Genomic DNA, 15,823 nt, shown 5'->3' with positions numbered 1-15,823 from the left:
GCTCATGGCGAAGCTCGTCCCGCTGGCCGACGGCGTCGCGGAGCTGGTCCGCGACGGGGACACGGTGGCGCTGGAGGGATTCACCCACCTGATCCCGTTCGCCGCCGGCCACGAGATCATCCGGCAGGAGCGGCGCGACCTGACCCTGGTACGGATGACCCCCGACGTCATCTACGACCAGCTCATCGGCGCCGGCTGCGCCCGCCGCCTGGTCTTCTCCTGGGGCGGCAACCCCGGCGTGGGGTCGCTGCACCGCTTCCGCGACGCCGTGCAGAACTCCTGGCCCGTCCCGTTGGAGCTGGAGGAACACAGCCACGCCGGGATGGCCAACCGCTACGTCGCCGGTGCCTCCGGCCTGCCGTTCGCGGTGCTGCGCGGCTACACCGGCACCGACCTGCCCCGGCACACCGGCAACATCCGCAGCATCGACTGCCCGTTCACCGGGGAGACGCTTACCGCGGTCCCCGCGCTGAACCCCGACGTGACGGTGGTGCACGCCCAGCGCGCCGACCGCGCCGGCAACGTGCAGATGTGGGGCATCACCGGCGTGCAGAAGGAGGCGGTGCTGGCCGCCCGCCGGTCCCTGGTCACCGTCGAGGAGATCGTCGACGAGTTGACCCCCGTACCCGGCCAGGTGGTGCTGCCCGGCTGGGCGATCACCGCAGTGGCGCACGTACCCGGCGGCGCCCATCCCTCGTACGCGCACGGCTACTCGGTGCGGGACAACGCCTTCTACGTCGCCTGGGACGAGATCAGCCGGGACCGTGACACCTTCCAGGACTGGATCGAACGGCATGTGCAGAACGCGGGGACGAAGGCATGAGTGAGCGTCAGCGAGCGAATCATCAACTCAGTGCGTTGGTGCCTCATGTCGGCCCGCAGCGCAGCGGAGGGCCGGCATGAGTGAGCGTCAGCGAGCGAATCATAAACTCAGCGCGTTGGTGCCTCATGTCGGCCCGCAGCGCAGCGGAGGGCCGGCATGAGTCAGTACACCGCCGACGAGATGATGACGGTGGCGGCCGCCCGGCAACTGCGCGACGGCACCGCCTGTTTCGTCGGGATCGGACTGCCCAGCACCGCGGCGAACCTGGCCCGCGCCACCCACGCCCCGGACCTGGTGCTGATCTACGAGTCCGGTTGTCTCGGCGCCAAACCCGACCGGCTGCCGCTCTCCATCGGTGACGGCGTGCTCGCCGACACCGCCGACGCGGTGATCCCGGTGCCCGAGGTGTTCAACTACTGGCTGCAACCCGGACGCATCGACGTCGGGTTCCTCGGCGCCGCGCAGCTCGACCGGTACGGCAACATCAACACCACCGTCATCGGCGGTGACTACACCGACCCGAAGGTGCGCCTGCCCGGTGCCGGCGGCGCTCCCGAGATCGCCGCCTCCTGCGGCGAGGTGGTGGTGATCGTCCGGCAGAGCCGGCGTACCTTCACCGAGCGCGTCGACTTCGTCACCTCGGTCGGCTACGGCGCCGGCCCCGGCGACCGGGCCCGGCTCGGTCTACGCGGCGGTGGACCCCGCACCGTCATCACGGACCTCGGCGTCCTCGAGGCCGACCCGGACAGCTGCGAACTCACCCTCACCCGGCTGCACCCGGGCGTCACCGTCGAGCGGGTCCGCGAGGCCACCGGCTGGCCGCTCGCCGTCGCCGACGACCTGAGCACCAACGAGCCACCGACCGCCGAGGAACTCACAGTGCTGCGCGCCCTCGAAGCGACAATGCGGGCGGCGGCATGACCGACCAGCCGCAGCCCGAACCGCCGGGTGGTGCGATCGTCAGCGGGCACCCGCTCGAACCCTCCGGGTCGCGGATACTCGGATCGACTGAAGGGGAGGAGCGGCCTTGACCCAGGACGCCGAGCGGAAACTGATCCTGCCGAGCTACCGGCGCGACGACGTCGACGCCCACCCGCCGCTGCTCAGCCCCGGCTACCGGTCGACGGTGACCCGGGCGCCGCAGCAGCCATTGACCTACCTGCCGCAGCGGCTCACCGAGGTTACCGGCCCGCTGCTCGGCGAGGGTCGCCTCGGCGAGTTGGACCACGACCTGACCCGCCAGCACGACGGCGAACCCCTCGGGCAGCGGATCATCGTGCACGGCCGGGTCCTCGACGGCGACGGCCGCGTGGTGCCGCACACCCTTGTCGAGATCTGGCAGGCCAACGCCGCCGGCCGCTACCGGCACGCGGCGGACACCTGGCCGGCGCCGCTGGACCCGAACTTCACAGGCGTCGGACGCGCCCTGACCGACGCGGACGGCCGTTACCACTTCGTCACCGTGCAGCCCGGCGCCTATCCGTGGCGCAACCACGACAACGCCTGGCGGCCGGCGCACATCCACTTCTCCCTCTTCGGTCGCGCCTTCACCCAGCGGCTGGTGACCCAGATGTACTTCCCGGGCGATCCGCTGTTCTTGCAGGACCCGATCTTCAACTCGGTCCGCGACGAGCGGGCCCGGCAGCGGATGGTGGCCCGCTACGACCACGCCGCCACCCGCCCCGAGTGGGCACTCGCCTACGAGTTCGACATCGTGCTGCGCGGCCGGGAGGCCACCGTGTTCGAGGACGAGGACGACGATGAGTGAGTCGCTGGGCGTCACGCCCGCCCAGACCGTCGGGCCGTACCTGCACATCGGCCTGCGCTGGCCCGACGGGCCGTACGTGGTCCCGGAGGGTACGCCCGGGGCGTTCTGGCTGCGGGGCCGGATCTTCGACGGCACCGGCGCGGCCGTGGTCGACGCGATGGTGGAGAGCTGGCAGGCCGATCCCGACGGGCGCTTCGACCATCCCGACGATCCGCGGGGCGCGCGGCCACCGGTGGTCCCCGGCTTCCGGGGTTTCGGCCGGGCCGAGACCGACACCGAGGGCCGGTACGCCCTGCACATCGTCAAACCCGGGCTGCTGCCCACCTTCGACGGCGACACCGAGGCACCGCACCTGACCCTGTCGGTGTTCGGGCGGGGGCTGCTGCACCGTCTCGTCACCCGGGTCTACTTTCCCGGCGAGGCGGCCAACGCCAGCGACCCGGTGCTGCGTACCGTCGACCCGCAGCGTCGTGACACGCTGCTGGCCCGACCGGCCACGGACGGGTTCCAGTTCGACATCCGCCTTCAGGGAGAGCATGAGACCGTCTTCTTCGCCGTCTGAGGCACTGCTGCGCGGGCTCTCCGGCACGCCTGACGTCGACGCCGAACTCGGCGACCACGCCCTGCTGCGGGCGCTGCTGGACGCGGAGGCGGCCCTGGCCCGGGCCGGCGCCGAGGTCGGGCTGGTGCCTGCCCCGGCCGCCGACGAGATCGTCCGGCAGTGCCGCGTCGAACGGTACGACCCGGCCGCTCTCGGCGAGGCGGCCGAGGCAGCCGGCAATCCCGTCGTCCCGCTGGTGCGGGAGCTGACCGCCGCGGTCGCCGCGCCGGCCCGGCCCTGGGTCCACCACGGCGCGACCAGCCAGGACGTGCTCGACACCGCCCTGTCGCTGGTGGCGGCCCGGGCCGCCGAGCCGCTGCTGCGGCACCTCGCCGACGCCGCCGACGCCGCCGCCCGGCTGGCCCGGACCCACCGCGACACCCTGATGACCGCCCGTACCCTCGGCCAGCAGGCCGCACCGACCACCTTCGGGCTCAAGGCGGCCGGCTGGCTGGTCGGCCTGGTGGCGGCACGGACCCGGCTGGCCAGGGCGCGCGCCGACCTGCCCGTGCAGCTCGGCGGGGCGGTCGGCACCCTCGCCGCCTACGGCACTGCCGGGCCGGCGATGGTCGACCGGTTCGCCACGCAGCTCGGCCTGGCCGCGAGCCCGCTGCCCTGGCACACCCGCCGCCAGCCCCTGCTCGACCTGGCCGCCGCCCTCGGCGGGCTGCTCGCCGCCACTGGCAAGATCGCCCTCGACGTGGGCCTGCTCGCGCAGACCGAGGTCGGCGAGGTGGCCGAGGGAGGCGCGGGGCGGGGCGGCTCCTCGGCGATGCCGCACAAGCGCAACCCGGTGGACTCGGTGCTGGTCACCGCCGCGGCCCGGCGTGGCCCCGGGCTCGTCGGCACGTTGTTCGCCGCCGCCGGCCAGGAACACGAGCGGGCCACCGGTGGCTGGCACGCCGAGTGGGAGCCCCTGCTCGACCTGACGCACCTCGCCGGCGGGGCCGCCGCCCGCACCGCCCGGATGCTCGCCAACCTCGACGTACGTCCGCAGCGGATGCGGGCCAACCTGGACGCCACCGGCGGCCTGCTGCTCGCCGAGGCGGTCGCCGCCCGGCTGGCACCGGCCCTGGGCCGCGCCGCCGCTCACGACCTGGTCCGCCGCGCCGCCGGCCGGCCCGACTTCCGGGCGGCGCTGCTGGCCGAGGCGGACCTGCGCGCCCACCTGTCGGAATCGGACGTCGACGCCGCCCTCGACCCGGCCGGTTGGCTCGGCAGCACCGGGCACCTCATCGACCGCGCCCTCGACCTGCACCGCGAGGCGGCGCACGACCCGGCCGCGTCCGGCGGGCCGCACCCCGGGGCGGCGCACGACCTGGCCGCGTCCGTCGGGCCGGACGGCGAGGTACGGCCGTGACCGGCGCGCTGCACTACACCGTCGACGGCCCGCCGGACGCGCCGGTGCTGCTGCTCGGCAGTTCCCTGGGCACCACCGGCGCGATGTGGCAGCCGCAGGTGGCGGCGCTGGCCGAGCGGTACCGCGTGGTCCGCTACGACCATCTGGGCCACGGCGGCTCGGCGACACCGGCCGGGCCGTACACCATCGACCTGCTCGGCCGGAAGGTGCTGCGGCTGCTGGACGACCTGAGCGTGACGCGGGTCCACTACGCCGGGCTCTCCCTCGGCGGGATGGTCGGCATGTGGCTGGCCGCGCACGCCCCCGAACGGATCGACCGCCTCGCCCTGCTGTGCACCTCCGCACTGCTCGGGCCGGCGGACGGCTGGCGGGCCCGAGCCGCCGCCGTCCGTGCCGGTCGGCTGGACAGCATCGCCGACGCGATCGTCGAGCGCTGGTTCACTCCGGCCTTCACCGCGACCCATCCGGACGCCGTCGCCGCGTACCGGAACATGCTGGTCAGCACACCTGCCGCCGGGTACGCCGGCTGCTGTGCGGCAATCGCCGCGATGGACCTGCGCCCGGACCTGACCGCGATCCGCGCACCGACGCTCGTGGTCGGCGCGGCCGACGATCCGGCGACCCCGCCGGAGCACGCGGCCGCCATCGCCGAGCGGATCCCGTCGGCCCGCCTGGTGGTGCTCGACGGGGCGGCGCACCTGGCCAACGTCGAGCAACCCGAGGCCGTCACCCGACTGCTCGCGGACCACCTCGACCCGAAAGGCGCGGTGCCCTGATGACCGACCAGCAGCGGTACGAGGCCGGCATGGCGGTACGCCGGCAGGTGCTCGGCGACGCGCACGTCGACCGGGCCATCGCCGGCACCGACGAGTTCACCGCCGACTTCCAGGACCTGATCACCCGCTACGCGTGGGGTGAGATCTGGACCCGGGAGGGGCTGGACCGGCGTACCCGCAGCTGCATCACCCTCGCCGTGCTGGCCACCCTGCACCACGACGAGGAACTGGCCATGCACGTACGCGCCGCCCTGCGCAACGGCCTCACCCCCGACGAGGTGAAGGAGGTGCTGCTCCAAGTGGCCGTCTACGCTGGCGTACCGGCGGCGAACCGGGCGTTCAAGGTGGCCCAGGAGACTCTGCGGCAGGAGGCCCAGTGACCGACGAGGCGACGGCCCGCTCCGGCGAGTTCGTCCAGTCGTTGGAACGCGGTCTCGCCGTGATCCGGGCCTTCGACGCCGAACACCCGCAGCTCACCCTCAGTGAGGTGGCCCGGGCCACCGGGCTGACCCGGGCCGCCGCCCGCCGCTTCCTGCTCACCCTGGTCGAACTCGGCTACGTACGCACCGACGGGCGGCTGTTCTCCCTGCGCCCGCGCATCCTCGACCTCGGCTACGCCTACCTGTCCAGCCTGAGCCTGCCCGAGGTGGCCCAGCCGCACATGGAGGCGCTGGTGGCGCAGGTGCACGAGTCCTGCTCCGTGTCGGTCCTCGACGGTGACGAGGTCGTCTACGTCGCCCGGGTGCCCACCAAGCGGATCATGACGGTGGGGATCAGCGTCGGCACCCGGTTCCCCGCGTACGCCACGTCGATGGGCCGGGTGCTGCTCGCCGGGCAGCCGCCCCGATGGCTGGACGACTATCTCGCCACGGCGCAGCTGCGCCCGCTGACCCGGCGCACCGTGACCGACCCGGACAAGCTGCGCGGCCTCCTGACGAAGATCGCCACCCAGGGGTACGCCCTCGTCGACCAGGAGTTGGAGGAGGGGCTGCGGTCGTTGGCCGCGCCGATCCACGGCGACAACGGCTCGGTGGTGGCCGCCGTGAACGTCTCCGCCCACGCCAGCCGAGGCTCGTTCGAGATGATCCGCAGGGAGCTGCTGCCACCGCTGCTGGCCACGGCCAAGCGCATCGAGGAGGACCTGAGCGCCGGTCCCCGTCGCTGAGCCCGGTCTGGGCGCTGCGGCGAATCAGCCCGGGGCGGCCCGTCCGCGTACCACCATGTGGGGGGCGACGAACGGGGGGCGAGGTGCGCGAGCTGCTGCTGGTCATCACGCTTGGCGTCGTCGTGCTGGTCGGCACCACCATCGGCGGCCGGTACCGGGTCGCCCCACCGGTGCTGCTGATCAGCCTGGGGGCCCTGGTGGCGCTGCTGCCCCCGTTCTCGCACGTGGTCCTGGCACCCGAGGTGGTGCTGCTGCTGTTCCTGCCGGCGATCCTGTACCGGGAGAGCCTGGTCACCAGCCTGCGCGAGATCAGGGCGAACATCGTCGTCATCGCGTTGCTGGCGGTCGGCCTGGTCGGGGTCACGATGGTCGCGGTGTCGCTTGTCGTGCAGCGCTTCGGTGTCGACCCGGCGGTGGCCTGGGTGCTCGGCGCGGTGCTCGCCCCGACCGACGCCGCGGCGGTGGCCGGGCTGGCCAAGCGGATGCCCCGCCGGCTGCTGACCACCCTGCGCGCGGAGAGCCTGGTCAACGACGGCACCGCCCTGGTGCTGTTCGCCATCGCGCTCGGCCTGCTCGGCGGGGGCGCCGCACCGAACGCCTTCGAACTCGTCGAGCGGATCGGCCTGTCCTTCCTCGGCGGCATCGCCGCCGGCATGGTGGTCGGCACGGTGGTGATCCTGATCCGCAAGCGCCTCGACGACCCGCTGCGGGAGGGCGCGTTGAGCGTGCTCACCCCGTTCGCCGCCTTCCTGCTCGCCGACAGCATCCACGAGAGTGGGGTGCTCGCGGTGGTGGTCGCCGGTCTGATGCTCTCCTACGCCAGCCCCCGGGTGATCCGGGCCCGGTCCCGGATTCTCGCGCTGTCCTTCTGGGACCTGACCACCTTCCTCGTCAACGGTGGACTCTTCGTGCTGGTCGGCATGCAGATTCCGCGGGCGGTGCAGAACGTCACGAGCGTCTCCCTGGGCCGGGCCGTCGTGATCGCGCTAGTGGTGGCCGGGGTGCTGGTGGCCGTGCGGATGCTGTGGCTGCACCTGATCGCCGGAGTGGCCCGGCTGGTGGACCGGCGCGAGTCGCAGCTCGCCCGCCAGGTCAACTGGCGGGTGCGTACGGTCGCCGGCTGGGCCGGTTTCCGGGGTGCGGTGTCGCTGGCGGCGGCGCTGGCCGTGCCGTTGACCGCGCAGGACGGCAGCCCGGTGCCGGAGCGGGATCTGATCATCTTCGGCGTCGCCACGGTGATCATGGTGACCATGCTGGTGCAGGGCACCACCCTGCCGTTCCTGATGAGCTGGGCCGGGCTGCGCGGCGATCCGGAACGGGTCGAGGAGTCGCGGCAGGCGCAGCTGAATGCCACCCAGGCCACCCTCGACGCGCTGCCCGACCTCGCCGACCGGGTGGGTGCCGAGGCGGAGACCCTGCAACGGCTCCGGGCCGAGTACTCGGGTCATCTGAACGCGATGCAGGCCGAGCCGGAGGACGAGTCGCTGACCGCCCGGGAGGTCGAGCGTCAACTGCGGCTGGCCGCCCTCGAACACAAGCGACGCGAGATCACCGCGATGCGCGACCGGCGGGAGATCGACGACACCGTCTTGCAGGAGTTGCAGGCCCGGCTGGACGTCGAGGAGATCCGCCTGCTCGGCCCGACGACCTCCGAGTAACCGCTGCTCAGCCGGCCGGCCCGCCTACCCGGCGGGTTCGCTCAGCCGGCCGCCGCCCCGCCGGCCGGCAGGGCGAGCGCGACCGTGAGGTCGAGCAGACTGCGCGGATCGGTGAGGCGGTCACCGTAGAGTTCGCGCAGTTGACCCATCCGGTAGCGCACGGTCTGCGGGTGGACGAAGAGGTCGGCGGCGACGTCGTCCCGCCGTCCCTGGTGCAGCAGCCAGGAACGCAGCGTCTCGGTGAGCCGCTCGGCGGTGGCGGCAGGCAGCGCGGCGAGGGGTTGCAGGACCCGGGCACGCAGGTCGGCGAGCGCCTCGACGTCGGCGCTGAGCAGCAGTTCGGCCAGATGCTGTTCGGTGTCCAGGGGTTCGCCGTCGGTGGGCTGCGCGATACCGAGCGCGACCACCCGGACCACCCGCCGGTACGAGGAACAGACCCGGGCCCAGGGACGGCAGGGCCCCAGCACCGCGCGGCGTCCGTGCAGCACCCGGGCGAGCTGCCGGCGCCGGTCCCCGTGCATGTCCGGTACGAGCAGCACCGCGGTCTCCTCGCCCGGCTCGCCGGCCGGCAGCTCCTCGCTGCTCTCCAAGGTGTGTTCGCCCAGCAGGGCGAGCGCCCCGCGCAGCTTCGCCTGGGGCAGCAGCGCCACGGTGAGGGTCTGCGGCACCGGCCAGTCGGCCCGCTCGGCGCTGCGCAGCAGCACGTCCTCCGCCTCACCGGCGAGCAACTGCTGGGTGAGCCGTTCCAGGTTCCGTCGTCGGGCCCGGCCCACGCTGGCCAACTCGTCGGCATGCCCCGCGACGCTCGCGGCGGACAGCTCGTCGATGTAGGCGAACATCAACTCGGCGAACTCGGCGACCTTGGCGGCGGGCAGGCCGGTCGCCACGGTGGCGGCGGCCAGTTCCCGCCAGGAGACCCGGGCACCCACCCGGTACGCGGCCAGCAGCGCGTCCACGCTGCGGCCCGACCGGGCCTCGCCGCTGCCCAGGGCGTACGCGGCCTCCAGCGCCGGGACCAGCGGGGTGCTCGGGTCGTTGACCTGGGTACGGTCGGCGGCCTGGGACTGTTCGAGCAGTTGCAGGAAGGTGCCCAACGCGATCTGCACCGCGTTCTCGATCTTGTCCCGCATCTGCCCGGTCAGGGTGCCGGAGTAGCTGGGCACCTCGGCGGTGATCGCGGTGACGGTCTGCCCGGCCACCAGCGGCAGCCGGTCGCGCAGTTCGCGGGCCACCCGCTGGTCCAGTTCGATGCGGGCCGCCCGATTGGTCGTTCCGGATGGTTCCGCCACGGTTGTTCTCCCCGCACAAAAGGGATGGATCGCTTTACCTTCGCTGGCCAAGATTTTATGCCAGCGCGCAGCGACCATCGTCGTATGACCGCCACCGTCCCGCCACCGGGCACGACGAGATCTTTGCGGCGCCGCCTGTGGCGGCTCGCCGAGACGGTGACCACGCCGGTGCTGCCCAGTGACTACCTCGATCTGATCGCTCCGCTCCGCGCCGGTGCCGACCTGCGCGGCCGGATCCTCGCCGTGCAGCCGGAGACGCCGGACGCGGCGACCCTGCTGATCCAGCCTGGCCGCAGCTGGCGCGGGCACGTCCCCGGCCAGTACGTCCGGCTCGGTGTCGACGTCGACGGGGTGCGCCAGTGGCGGGCCTACTCGGTCACCTCCGCCCCCAGCCGGCGCGCCGATCCGATCTCGGTGACGGTGAAGGCCATTCCCGACGGCGTGGTCAGCAACCACCTGGTCCGTCGCATCCGGCCGGGCACCATCGTGCAGCTCGACCAGGCGCGCGGCGACTTCGTGCTGCCGGAGCGGGCACCGTCGCGGGTGCTGTTCCTCACCGCGGGCAGCGGCATCACCCCGGTGGCCGGAATGCTGCGCTCGGGTGCCCTGGCCGGCAGCGACGTGGTGCTTGTGCACTCGGCGCCCACCGCCGCGGACGTGGTCTTCGGCGCGGAGCTGCGCGGCCTCGCCGAGCGTGCCGCCATCCGGCTGATCGAGCGGCACACCGAGGTCGAGGGCCTGCTCGACGTGGCCGAGTTGGACACGCTCGTCCCCGACCACCTGGACCGTCAGACCTGGGCGTGTGGCCCGCTCGGGCTGCTCGACGCGGCCGAGGCGCACTGGGCGGCCCGCGGCCACGCCGCCCGCCTGCACACCGAACGGTTCCGCCCCACGGTGATCACCGCCGGTGACGGCGGGACGGTCACCTTCACCCGTTCGTCGGTGACCGTGGCGGCCACCGGCGCCACCCCGCTGCTGGCTGCCGGCGAGAACGCCGGCGTGCTGATGCCCTCGGGCTGCCGGATGGGCATCTGCTTCGGCTGCGTGCTGCCGCTGCGTCAGGGCGCGGTCCGCGACCTACGCAACGGCCAGCTCACCACCGCCCTGCCGGGCGACGGCGTACGCGTGCAGACCTGTGTGTCCGCCGCCGCCGGCCCGTGCGAACTCGAGATCTGATCGGAGACCGACCGACATGACCGTGATCCAGAAAAAGGCCGACAACCCGATCGCCCACCTCACCGCCGAGGACATCGAGACTCTCGGCAAGGAACTCGACGCCATCCGGGAACGGGTGATCGCCTCCCGGGGCGAACGGGATGCCGCGTACATCCGCAAGGTCATTTCGACGCAGCGGAAGCTGGAGATCAGCAGCCGGGTGGTGCTGCTGTTCTCGCTGTTCCCGCCGGCCTGGATCGTCGGCACCGCCGGGCTGTCGGTGGCGAAGATCCTGGAGAACATGGAGATCGGGCACAACGTCCTGCACGGCCAGTGGGACTGGATGCGCGATCCGAAGATCCACTCGACCAGCTGGGAGTGGGACCACGTCGCCCCGGCCGACCAGTGGAAGCAGTCGCACAACGAGCTGCACCACAGGTACACGAACGTGGTCGGCAAGGACAACGACCTCGGCTACGGCATCATGCGGGTCGACGAGGACCAGCCCTGGCACCCGGCTCACCTGGGCCAGCCGCTCTACAACTTCCTCAACGCCTGCTTCTTCGAGTACGGCATCGCCGCGTACGACCTCGACCTGGGCAACAAGCTGAAGAACGGGGGCCACAAGGACCCCGAGTTCCGGCGCCGGGTCCGCGCGGTCGGCCGGAAGATCCGCCGCCAGTTCCTCAAGGACTACCTGCTGTTCCCGGTGCTGTCCGGCCCGTCGTTCCTGCACACCCTGGCCGCCAACTTCACCGCGAACCTGATCCGTAACCTGTGGAGCCACTCCGTGATCATGTGCGGGCACTTCCCGGAGGGGGTGGAGACCTTCGAGAAGACCTCGATCGAGGGCGAGACCCGGGGGGAGTGGTACGTGCGGCAGATGCTGGGCTCGGCCAACATCAGCGGCAGCCGGCTGATGCACATCATGACCGGCAACCTGTCATTCCAGATCGAGCACCACCTCTTCCCCGACCTGCCGAGCAACCGCTACCAGGAGATCGCGCCGGAGATCCGGGCGCTGTTCGACAGGTACGGGCTGAAGTACACCACCGGCTCGCTGCCCCGGCAGGTCTTCTCCGCGTGGAAGAAGGTCTTCCGGCTCGCGCTGCCGAACCGTCGCCAGCCGGCGGCCCCCGCCACCCCACTCGACGACTCCGCCGACCACCCCACCCGGGAACTCGTCGCCGCCTGACCGACGCGCCGCCACCTCGTTCCGCCGCCGCCGTTTTCGGAGGACAACTTCGGGGTTGTTGCTGCCTGGAGGCCCCGCTGACCCAGTAACAGCCCTGAAGTTGCCCACCGCAGCGTTGGTGGGCGGGGTGGGAGTGGGTCGGTCAGCGGCGGTTGGGGTAGTTGTGGGCGGACTGGCGGCCCTTGACGAAGGCCAGCACGATCACCGCGGCGAGCGCGACGAGGCCGATGATGACCAGCCAGCGGACCGCTTCCAGAAGCAGCCCGAGCAGGACCAGCGCCCCGGCGACGACGCCGACCACCCAGAGCAGGGCACGCATCTCCACCTCCCAACCGGCCGCCCGGCCGGTCCGGGCGCGGTTGCCGGTCCGGCTACCCGTTTCCACCCGCATCATGCCGTCTGTGCGAGTGGGCGACCCGGTTCAGTCGGGAAGTTTGCCCAGGTAGACGGTGTTGGCCGACGTGCCGCCGGTCAGCGGGTTGGCGAACCGCACCACGTGGCTGTGGTGGGTGGGAAACACGGCGGCCAGGTCGGCTTCGAAGTCCGGGTCCGGTGGATCGTCCGACCAGAGGGCGAACACCCCGCCCGGATGCAGCAGCCGCGCCAGGCGGCGCAACCCGTCCGGCCGGTAGAAGGCGGCGTGGCTCGGGTGCAGCGGGTGCCGGGGGGAGTGGTCGACGTCCAGCAGCACCGCGTGGAAACGACGCCCGGCGTCGTCGGGGTCGAGGCCGTCCGGGCCGGCCACCCGGGCGAAGAAGTCGGCCCGCACCAGCCGGGTACGCGGGTCCGTGGCCAGCCCGGCGGCGAACGGCAGCAGGCCGCGCCGGTGCCAGTCGATGACGTCCTCGATGGCCTCCACCACCAGCAGGGAGGCGACCCGGTCGTCCGCCAGAGCGGTGCGGGCGGTGTAGCCGAGGCCCAGCCCGCCGACGACGACGTCGAGGCGGTCACCGGCCAGCGGCGCCAACCCCAACCGGGCCAACTCGATCTCACCGGCGGTGAACAGGCTCGACATCAGGAACTCGTCATCGAGCTTGACCTCGTACACATCCAGGTCGAGCCGGGGATCGCGACGCCGGCGCAGACTGATCTCGCCGATGGGTGTCGGTCGCCAGGCCAGTTCCTCGAAACGTACGCTCACCGCCGGCATGCTACCGGCCGGTGAACTGCCACGAGCGGCGCGACGCTCGGTCCCCGGGACATCGACGCAGCGCATATCCTGTGCCCCGTTCGTCTCGCCGGAGGGGAAAAGCGATGCCGTCGCGGCAGGATCAGCTGCACTCGTACCAGTTCACCCTCCAGCGGACGGTGGCCGCGCTGGTGACGCGGGAGACCGACCCGGCGCAGTCCCCGATGCGGCGGCTTGCCGGAGCCGGGATGGCCGGCGTCCTGGTGGCGGTCATCGGGCTGGGTGCTGCCGCCCTCTACGGCCTCTTCACCGGCGGCGGCGCGAAGTGGCGCGACACCGGCGTGGTGATCGTGGAGAAGGAGTCCGGTGCCCGGTTCGTCTACCGGGAGGAGAAGTTGCACCCGGTGCTCAACTACGCCTCCGCGCTGCTCATCGTCGGCACGCAGCGGCCGAAGACCGTACTGGTGTCCCGGCGGTCGATCGACGGGGTGCCGAGGGGATCGCCGTTGGGCATCCGCGACGCTCCCGACTCGCTGCCCCCGGCGGCCCGGCTGGCCACCGCACCGTGGACGGTCTGTTCGGTGCCACCGACCGAGCCGGCAGCGGCGGCACGGTCGGTGCTGCTGGTGGGCACCGGCGGCACCGGCGGCCGGCCGCTGGGCCGGGACGCACTGCTGCTGCGTGACCCCGACGGCCGGCTGCACCTGCTCTGGCACCAGCAGCGGCACCTGATCCGGGACACCGACCGGGTGCTGGCCGCGTTGGTGACCACCCGTTCCCGGTCCGTACCGGTGGCCGCCGCGCTGCTCAACTCGGTGCCGGCCGGTCTCGACCTGGCCCCACTGGACCCGCCCGACCTGGGTCGGCGGTCCACCCGGGTCGCCGAGGCTCGGATCGGTGACGTGCTGGTGGTGAGCAACTCCGGCGGCGGGCGGCAGTACGCGGTGGTGCTGCGCGACGGGCTCGCCGGCATCACCGAGCTACAGGCCGGTCTGCTGCTCGCCCGTACCGGTCAGCGGGCGCCGGAGCAGATCAGCCTCGGCCGGTTCGCCGCCCTGCCCCAGCTGCCCGATCTCGTCCCCGCCGGGCCCGACGCGCCGCCGGTTGCTCCGCCCCGGCTGGCCACGCCGGAACCGTCGACGATCTGCGTGCGGGTGGCTGACGACACCGGTGCGGTCGAGGTGCGGCGGGGTGTGGAACTGCCGACGCCGGCCTCGACGCCGGAACAGCCGGCCGACTCGACGACCGCTGACCACGTGCTGGTGGAGCCGGGGCGGGGCGCGGTCGTCGAATCGGTCGCCACGCCGGGCGCCACCGGCGGCGCGATCTCCGTGGTGACCGACCTCGGCCGCCGGTACGCGCTCGCCGGCCCCGAGGTGACCGGCATGCTCGGCTACGCGGACGTGCGACCCGTCCGGCTGCCCGCAGGCGTGGTCAGCCTCGTACCCGCTGGCGCCTCGCTCGACCCGAGTGTGGCCCGCCAGCGCGCCGCCCCCGCCTGACCTGCTCGGACTCGCGCCGCGGAAGTGGTAGGAAATTTCTCGGCGTGGGTTGTCGAATCCGGCGACCCTCGCTCGTCGCACTGACGACAGCACGTCAGACCGACCTCAAGGAGCAACCAGATGCGTACCCTGATCGCCACCGCGTTCGTCTCGCTCGACGGCGTCGTCGAGGCACCCGGCGGAGAACCGGGCTACCGCAACTCGGGCTGGACCTTCAACGACATCGCGTTCGACGAGGCCGCCTACGAGATCAAGGGCCGTGAGCAGGACGAGGCCACCGCGATGATGATGGGCCGGGTCAGCTACCAGGCGTTCGCCCCGGTCTGGCCGGAGATGACCGTCGAGTTCGCCGGCTACAACGCCATGCCGAAGTACGTCGTGTCGACCACCCTCAAGGAGCAGGACCTGGTGTCCAACTGGGGGGAGATCGTCATTCTCCGGTCGCTTGACGACGTCGCCGCGCTCAAGCAGACCGAGGGCGGCCCGATCAGCATCCACGGCAGCGCCACGCTGAACCGCAACCTCTCCGACGCCGGCCTGATCGACCGTTACCACCTGCTGGTCTTTCCGGTGCTGCTCGGCGCGGGCAAGCGGCTGTTCTCCGACGCCGACCGGGACAAGCAGAACCTCAAGCTCATCGAGAGCGAGTCCTACGCCAACGGCATCCAGAAGCTGGTCTACGACGTCGTTCGTTGACCAGCCGACCGGCCCGGCCGGTGGTGCGGCACCGTCCCGCCTGACCGTGGTGGGTACATCTGTTGTCGCTCCGACGACAACAGATGTACCCACAGCCGAAGCCGGTCAGTGGCTGGGCGCGGACCTGATGCTCATGGCGACGGCGTCGGCCACCTGGTCGGGCGGCTGGGACGCGTCGACGAGATGAGCGCCGGTCACGTCGGCGAAGGTGCTGAGCGCCCGGGCGACATGGTCGTGTCGCCACTGGCGGGCAGCGACATCCAACTGGTCGGCATCGATGCGGACGCGCAACTGCTCCTCGGGGAGGGTGAGCACGACCTCGTGCAGTTCGACGCCGTCCGCGCGGATACCGTCGAGAATTTGCTCGCGGTACACGGGGTTGATGAGGCTCATCGGCGCGATCCAGGGGTGCGGATACTCCCGGGCGAGGCCGCTCATCGTCTCGACGACGAGGTGACGCCACAGTGGAAGATCCTGGAAGTCCCCGGTCGGCGAGGTGACGAACCGGGTCAGCAGGTAACCGACGTACTCAGGGTCGAAGACCTTGGCATCCGGGAGCCGCTCCACGAGCAGGCCCGCCGTGGTCGTCTTGCCGACGCCGAAGGCACCATTGATCCAGACAATCATGCCGAGGATGCTCCCACCACGGCGACGATCAGGTGGGGCGCGTACGACCCTGACGGCCTGGCGCCGACTGGGACAGGCG

Annotated in this window: 17 protein-coding genes; 13 read left to right on the top strand and 4 right to left on the bottom strand. The window is 72.2% G+C overall.

Annotated features, from left to right (window positions below; all coding sequences use genetic code 11):
- Positions 1 to 4 precede the first annotated feature (4 nt).
- The 9 genes from O7624_RS01305 (at position 5) to O7624_RS01265 (ending at position 8,151) form a co-directional block, all read left to right on the top strand.
- Positions 5 to 823, top strand: coding sequence for a CoA-transferase (locus O7624_RS01305; RefSeq protein WP_282238567.1), 819 nt, complete (start codon positions 5 to 7; stop codon positions 821 to 823).
- A gap of 156 nt (positions 824 to 979) precedes the next feature.
- Positions 980 to 1,744, top strand: coding sequence for a CoA-transferase subunit beta (locus O7624_RS01300; protein WP_093402269.1), 765 nt, complete (start codon positions 980 to 982; stop codon positions 1,742 to 1,744).
- A 130-nt stretch (positions 1,745 to 1,874) separates the two neighbouring features.
- Entirely contained in the window at positions 1,875 to 2,591 is a 717-nt protein-coding gene (gene pcaH / locus O7624_RS01295; RefSeq protein WP_282240509.1) for a protocatechuate 3,4-dioxygenase subunit beta, read from the top strand.
- Positions 2,584 to 3,153, top strand: a complete 570-nt coding sequence (gene pcaG, locus O7624_RS01290; RefSeq protein WP_282238566.1) for a protocatechuate 3,4-dioxygenase subunit alpha — start codon at positions 2,584 to 2,586, stop codon at positions 3,151 to 3,153. The genes pcaH and pcaG overlap by 8 nt, the downstream gene beginning before the upstream one ends.
- Positions 3,128 to 4,552 carry a 3-carboxy-cis,cis-muconate cycloisomerase gene (pcaB, locus tag O7624_RS01285; protein ID WP_282238565.1) on the top strand — a complete coding sequence of 475 codons (1,425 nt, stop codon included), beginning with the start codon at positions 3,128 to 3,130 and terminating at the stop codon, positions 4,550 to 4,552. Before pcaG ends, pcaB begins: the two co-directional genes overlap by 26 nt.
- The gene (gene pcaD / locus O7624_RS01280) at positions 4,549 to 5,328 is read left to right on the top strand and encodes a 3-oxoadipate enol-lactonase (protein ID WP_282238564.1); all 780 of its coding nucleotides are present in this window, start codon (positions 4,549 to 4,551) and stop codon (positions 5,326 to 5,328) included. The genes pcaB and pcaD overlap by 4 nt, the downstream gene beginning before the upstream one ends.
- A complete protein-coding gene (gene pcaC / locus O7624_RS01275) occupies positions 5,328 to 5,708 on the top strand; it encodes a 4-carboxymuconolactone decarboxylase (RefSeq protein WP_093402274.1) in 381 nt (126 codons plus the stop codon). The genes pcaD and pcaC overlap by 1 nt, the downstream gene beginning before the upstream one ends.
- Complete coding sequence (locus O7624_RS01270) at positions 5,705 to 6,493, top strand: IclR family transcriptional regulator (protein ID WP_282238563.1); 789 nt, start codon at positions 5,705 to 5,707, stop codon at positions 6,491 to 6,493. Before pcaC ends, O7624_RS01270 begins: the two co-directional genes overlap by 4 nt.
- Positions 6,494 to 6,576: 83 nt before the next feature.
- Positions 6,577 to 8,151, top strand: a complete 1,575-nt coding sequence (locus O7624_RS01265) for a Na+/H+ antiporter (RefSeq protein ID WP_282238562.1) — start codon at positions 6,577 to 6,579, stop codon at positions 8,149 to 8,151.
- Positions 8,152 to 8,192: 41 nt separating this feature from the next.
- Here the strand turns inward: O7624_RS01265 and O7624_RS01260 are convergent, their stop codons facing one another.
- Positions 8,193 to 9,440 (bottom strand): helix-turn-helix domain-containing protein, encoded by a 1,248-nt coding sequence (locus O7624_RS01260; RefSeq protein ID WP_282238561.1) that lies wholly within the window; start codon positions 9,438 to 9,440, stop codon positions 8,193 to 8,195.
- 84 nt (positions 9,441 to 9,524) lie between these two features.
- Here O7624_RS01260 and O7624_RS01255 point away from each other — a divergent pair, with 84 nt between their 5' ends.
- Together O7624_RS01255 and O7624_RS01250 are read left to right on the top strand one after the other, a co-directional pair.
- The gene (locus O7624_RS01255) at positions 9,525 to 10,616 is read left to right on the top strand and encodes a ferredoxin reductase (RefSeq protein ID WP_282238560.1); all 1,092 of its coding nucleotides are present in this window, start codon (positions 9,525 to 9,527) and stop codon (positions 10,614 to 10,616) included.
- Positions 10,617 to 10,632: 16 nt separating this feature from the next.
- Complete coding sequence (locus O7624_RS01250) at positions 10,633 to 11,790, top strand: acyl-CoA desaturase (protein ID WP_282238559.1); 1,158 nt, start codon at positions 10,633 to 10,635, stop codon at positions 11,788 to 11,790.
- A gap of 142 nt (positions 11,791 to 11,932) precedes the next feature.
- Here the strand turns inward: O7624_RS01250 and O7624_RS01245 are convergent, their stop codons facing one another.
- Together O7624_RS01245 and O7624_RS01240 are read right to left on the bottom strand one after the other, a co-directional pair.
- Positions 11,933 to 12,175 carry a hypothetical protein gene (locus O7624_RS01245; RefSeq protein WP_282240793.1) on the bottom strand — a complete coding sequence of 81 codons (243 nt, stop codon included), beginning with the start codon at positions 12,173 to 12,175 and terminating at the stop codon, positions 11,933 to 11,935.
- 36 nt (positions 12,176 to 12,211) lie between these two features.
- A complete protein-coding gene (locus O7624_RS01240; protein WP_282238558.1) occupies positions 12,212 to 12,931 on the bottom strand; it encodes a spermidine synthase in 720 nt (239 codons plus the stop codon).
- A gap of 113 nt (positions 12,932 to 13,044) precedes the next feature.
- On the opposite strand from O7624_RS01240, the gene eccB reads away from it, so the two are divergent.
- Together eccB and O7624_RS01230 are read left to right on the top strand one after the other, a co-directional pair.
- Entirely contained in the window at positions 13,045 to 14,421 is a 1,377-nt protein-coding gene (gene eccB, locus O7624_RS01235) for a type VII secretion protein EccB (protein ID WP_282238557.1), read from the top strand.
- Positions 14,422 to 14,541: 120 nt separating this feature from the next.
- Positions 14,542 to 15,117, top strand: a complete 576-nt coding sequence (locus tag O7624_RS01230) for a dihydrofolate reductase family protein (protein ID WP_282238556.1) — start codon at positions 14,542 to 14,544, stop codon at positions 15,115 to 15,117.
- A 105-nt stretch (positions 15,118 to 15,222) separates the two neighbouring features.
- Here the strand turns inward: O7624_RS01230 and O7624_RS01225 are convergent, their stop codons facing one another.
- Positions 15,223 to 15,744, bottom strand: coding sequence for an AAA family ATPase (locus O7624_RS01225; protein WP_282238555.1), 522 nt, complete (start codon positions 15,742 to 15,744; stop codon positions 15,223 to 15,225).
- Positions 15,745 to 15,823 lie beyond the last annotated feature (79 nt).

It is taken from the genome of Verrucosispora sp. WMMD1129, from assembly GCF_029581255.1.
Taxonomy (GTDB): Bacteria; Actinomycetota; Actinomycetes; order Mycobacteriales; family Micromonosporaceae; genus Micromonospora; species Micromonospora sediminimaris.
Note: the sequence above shows the minus strand (reverse complement) of the source record. Positions and strands in the feature narration are given on the sequence as shown.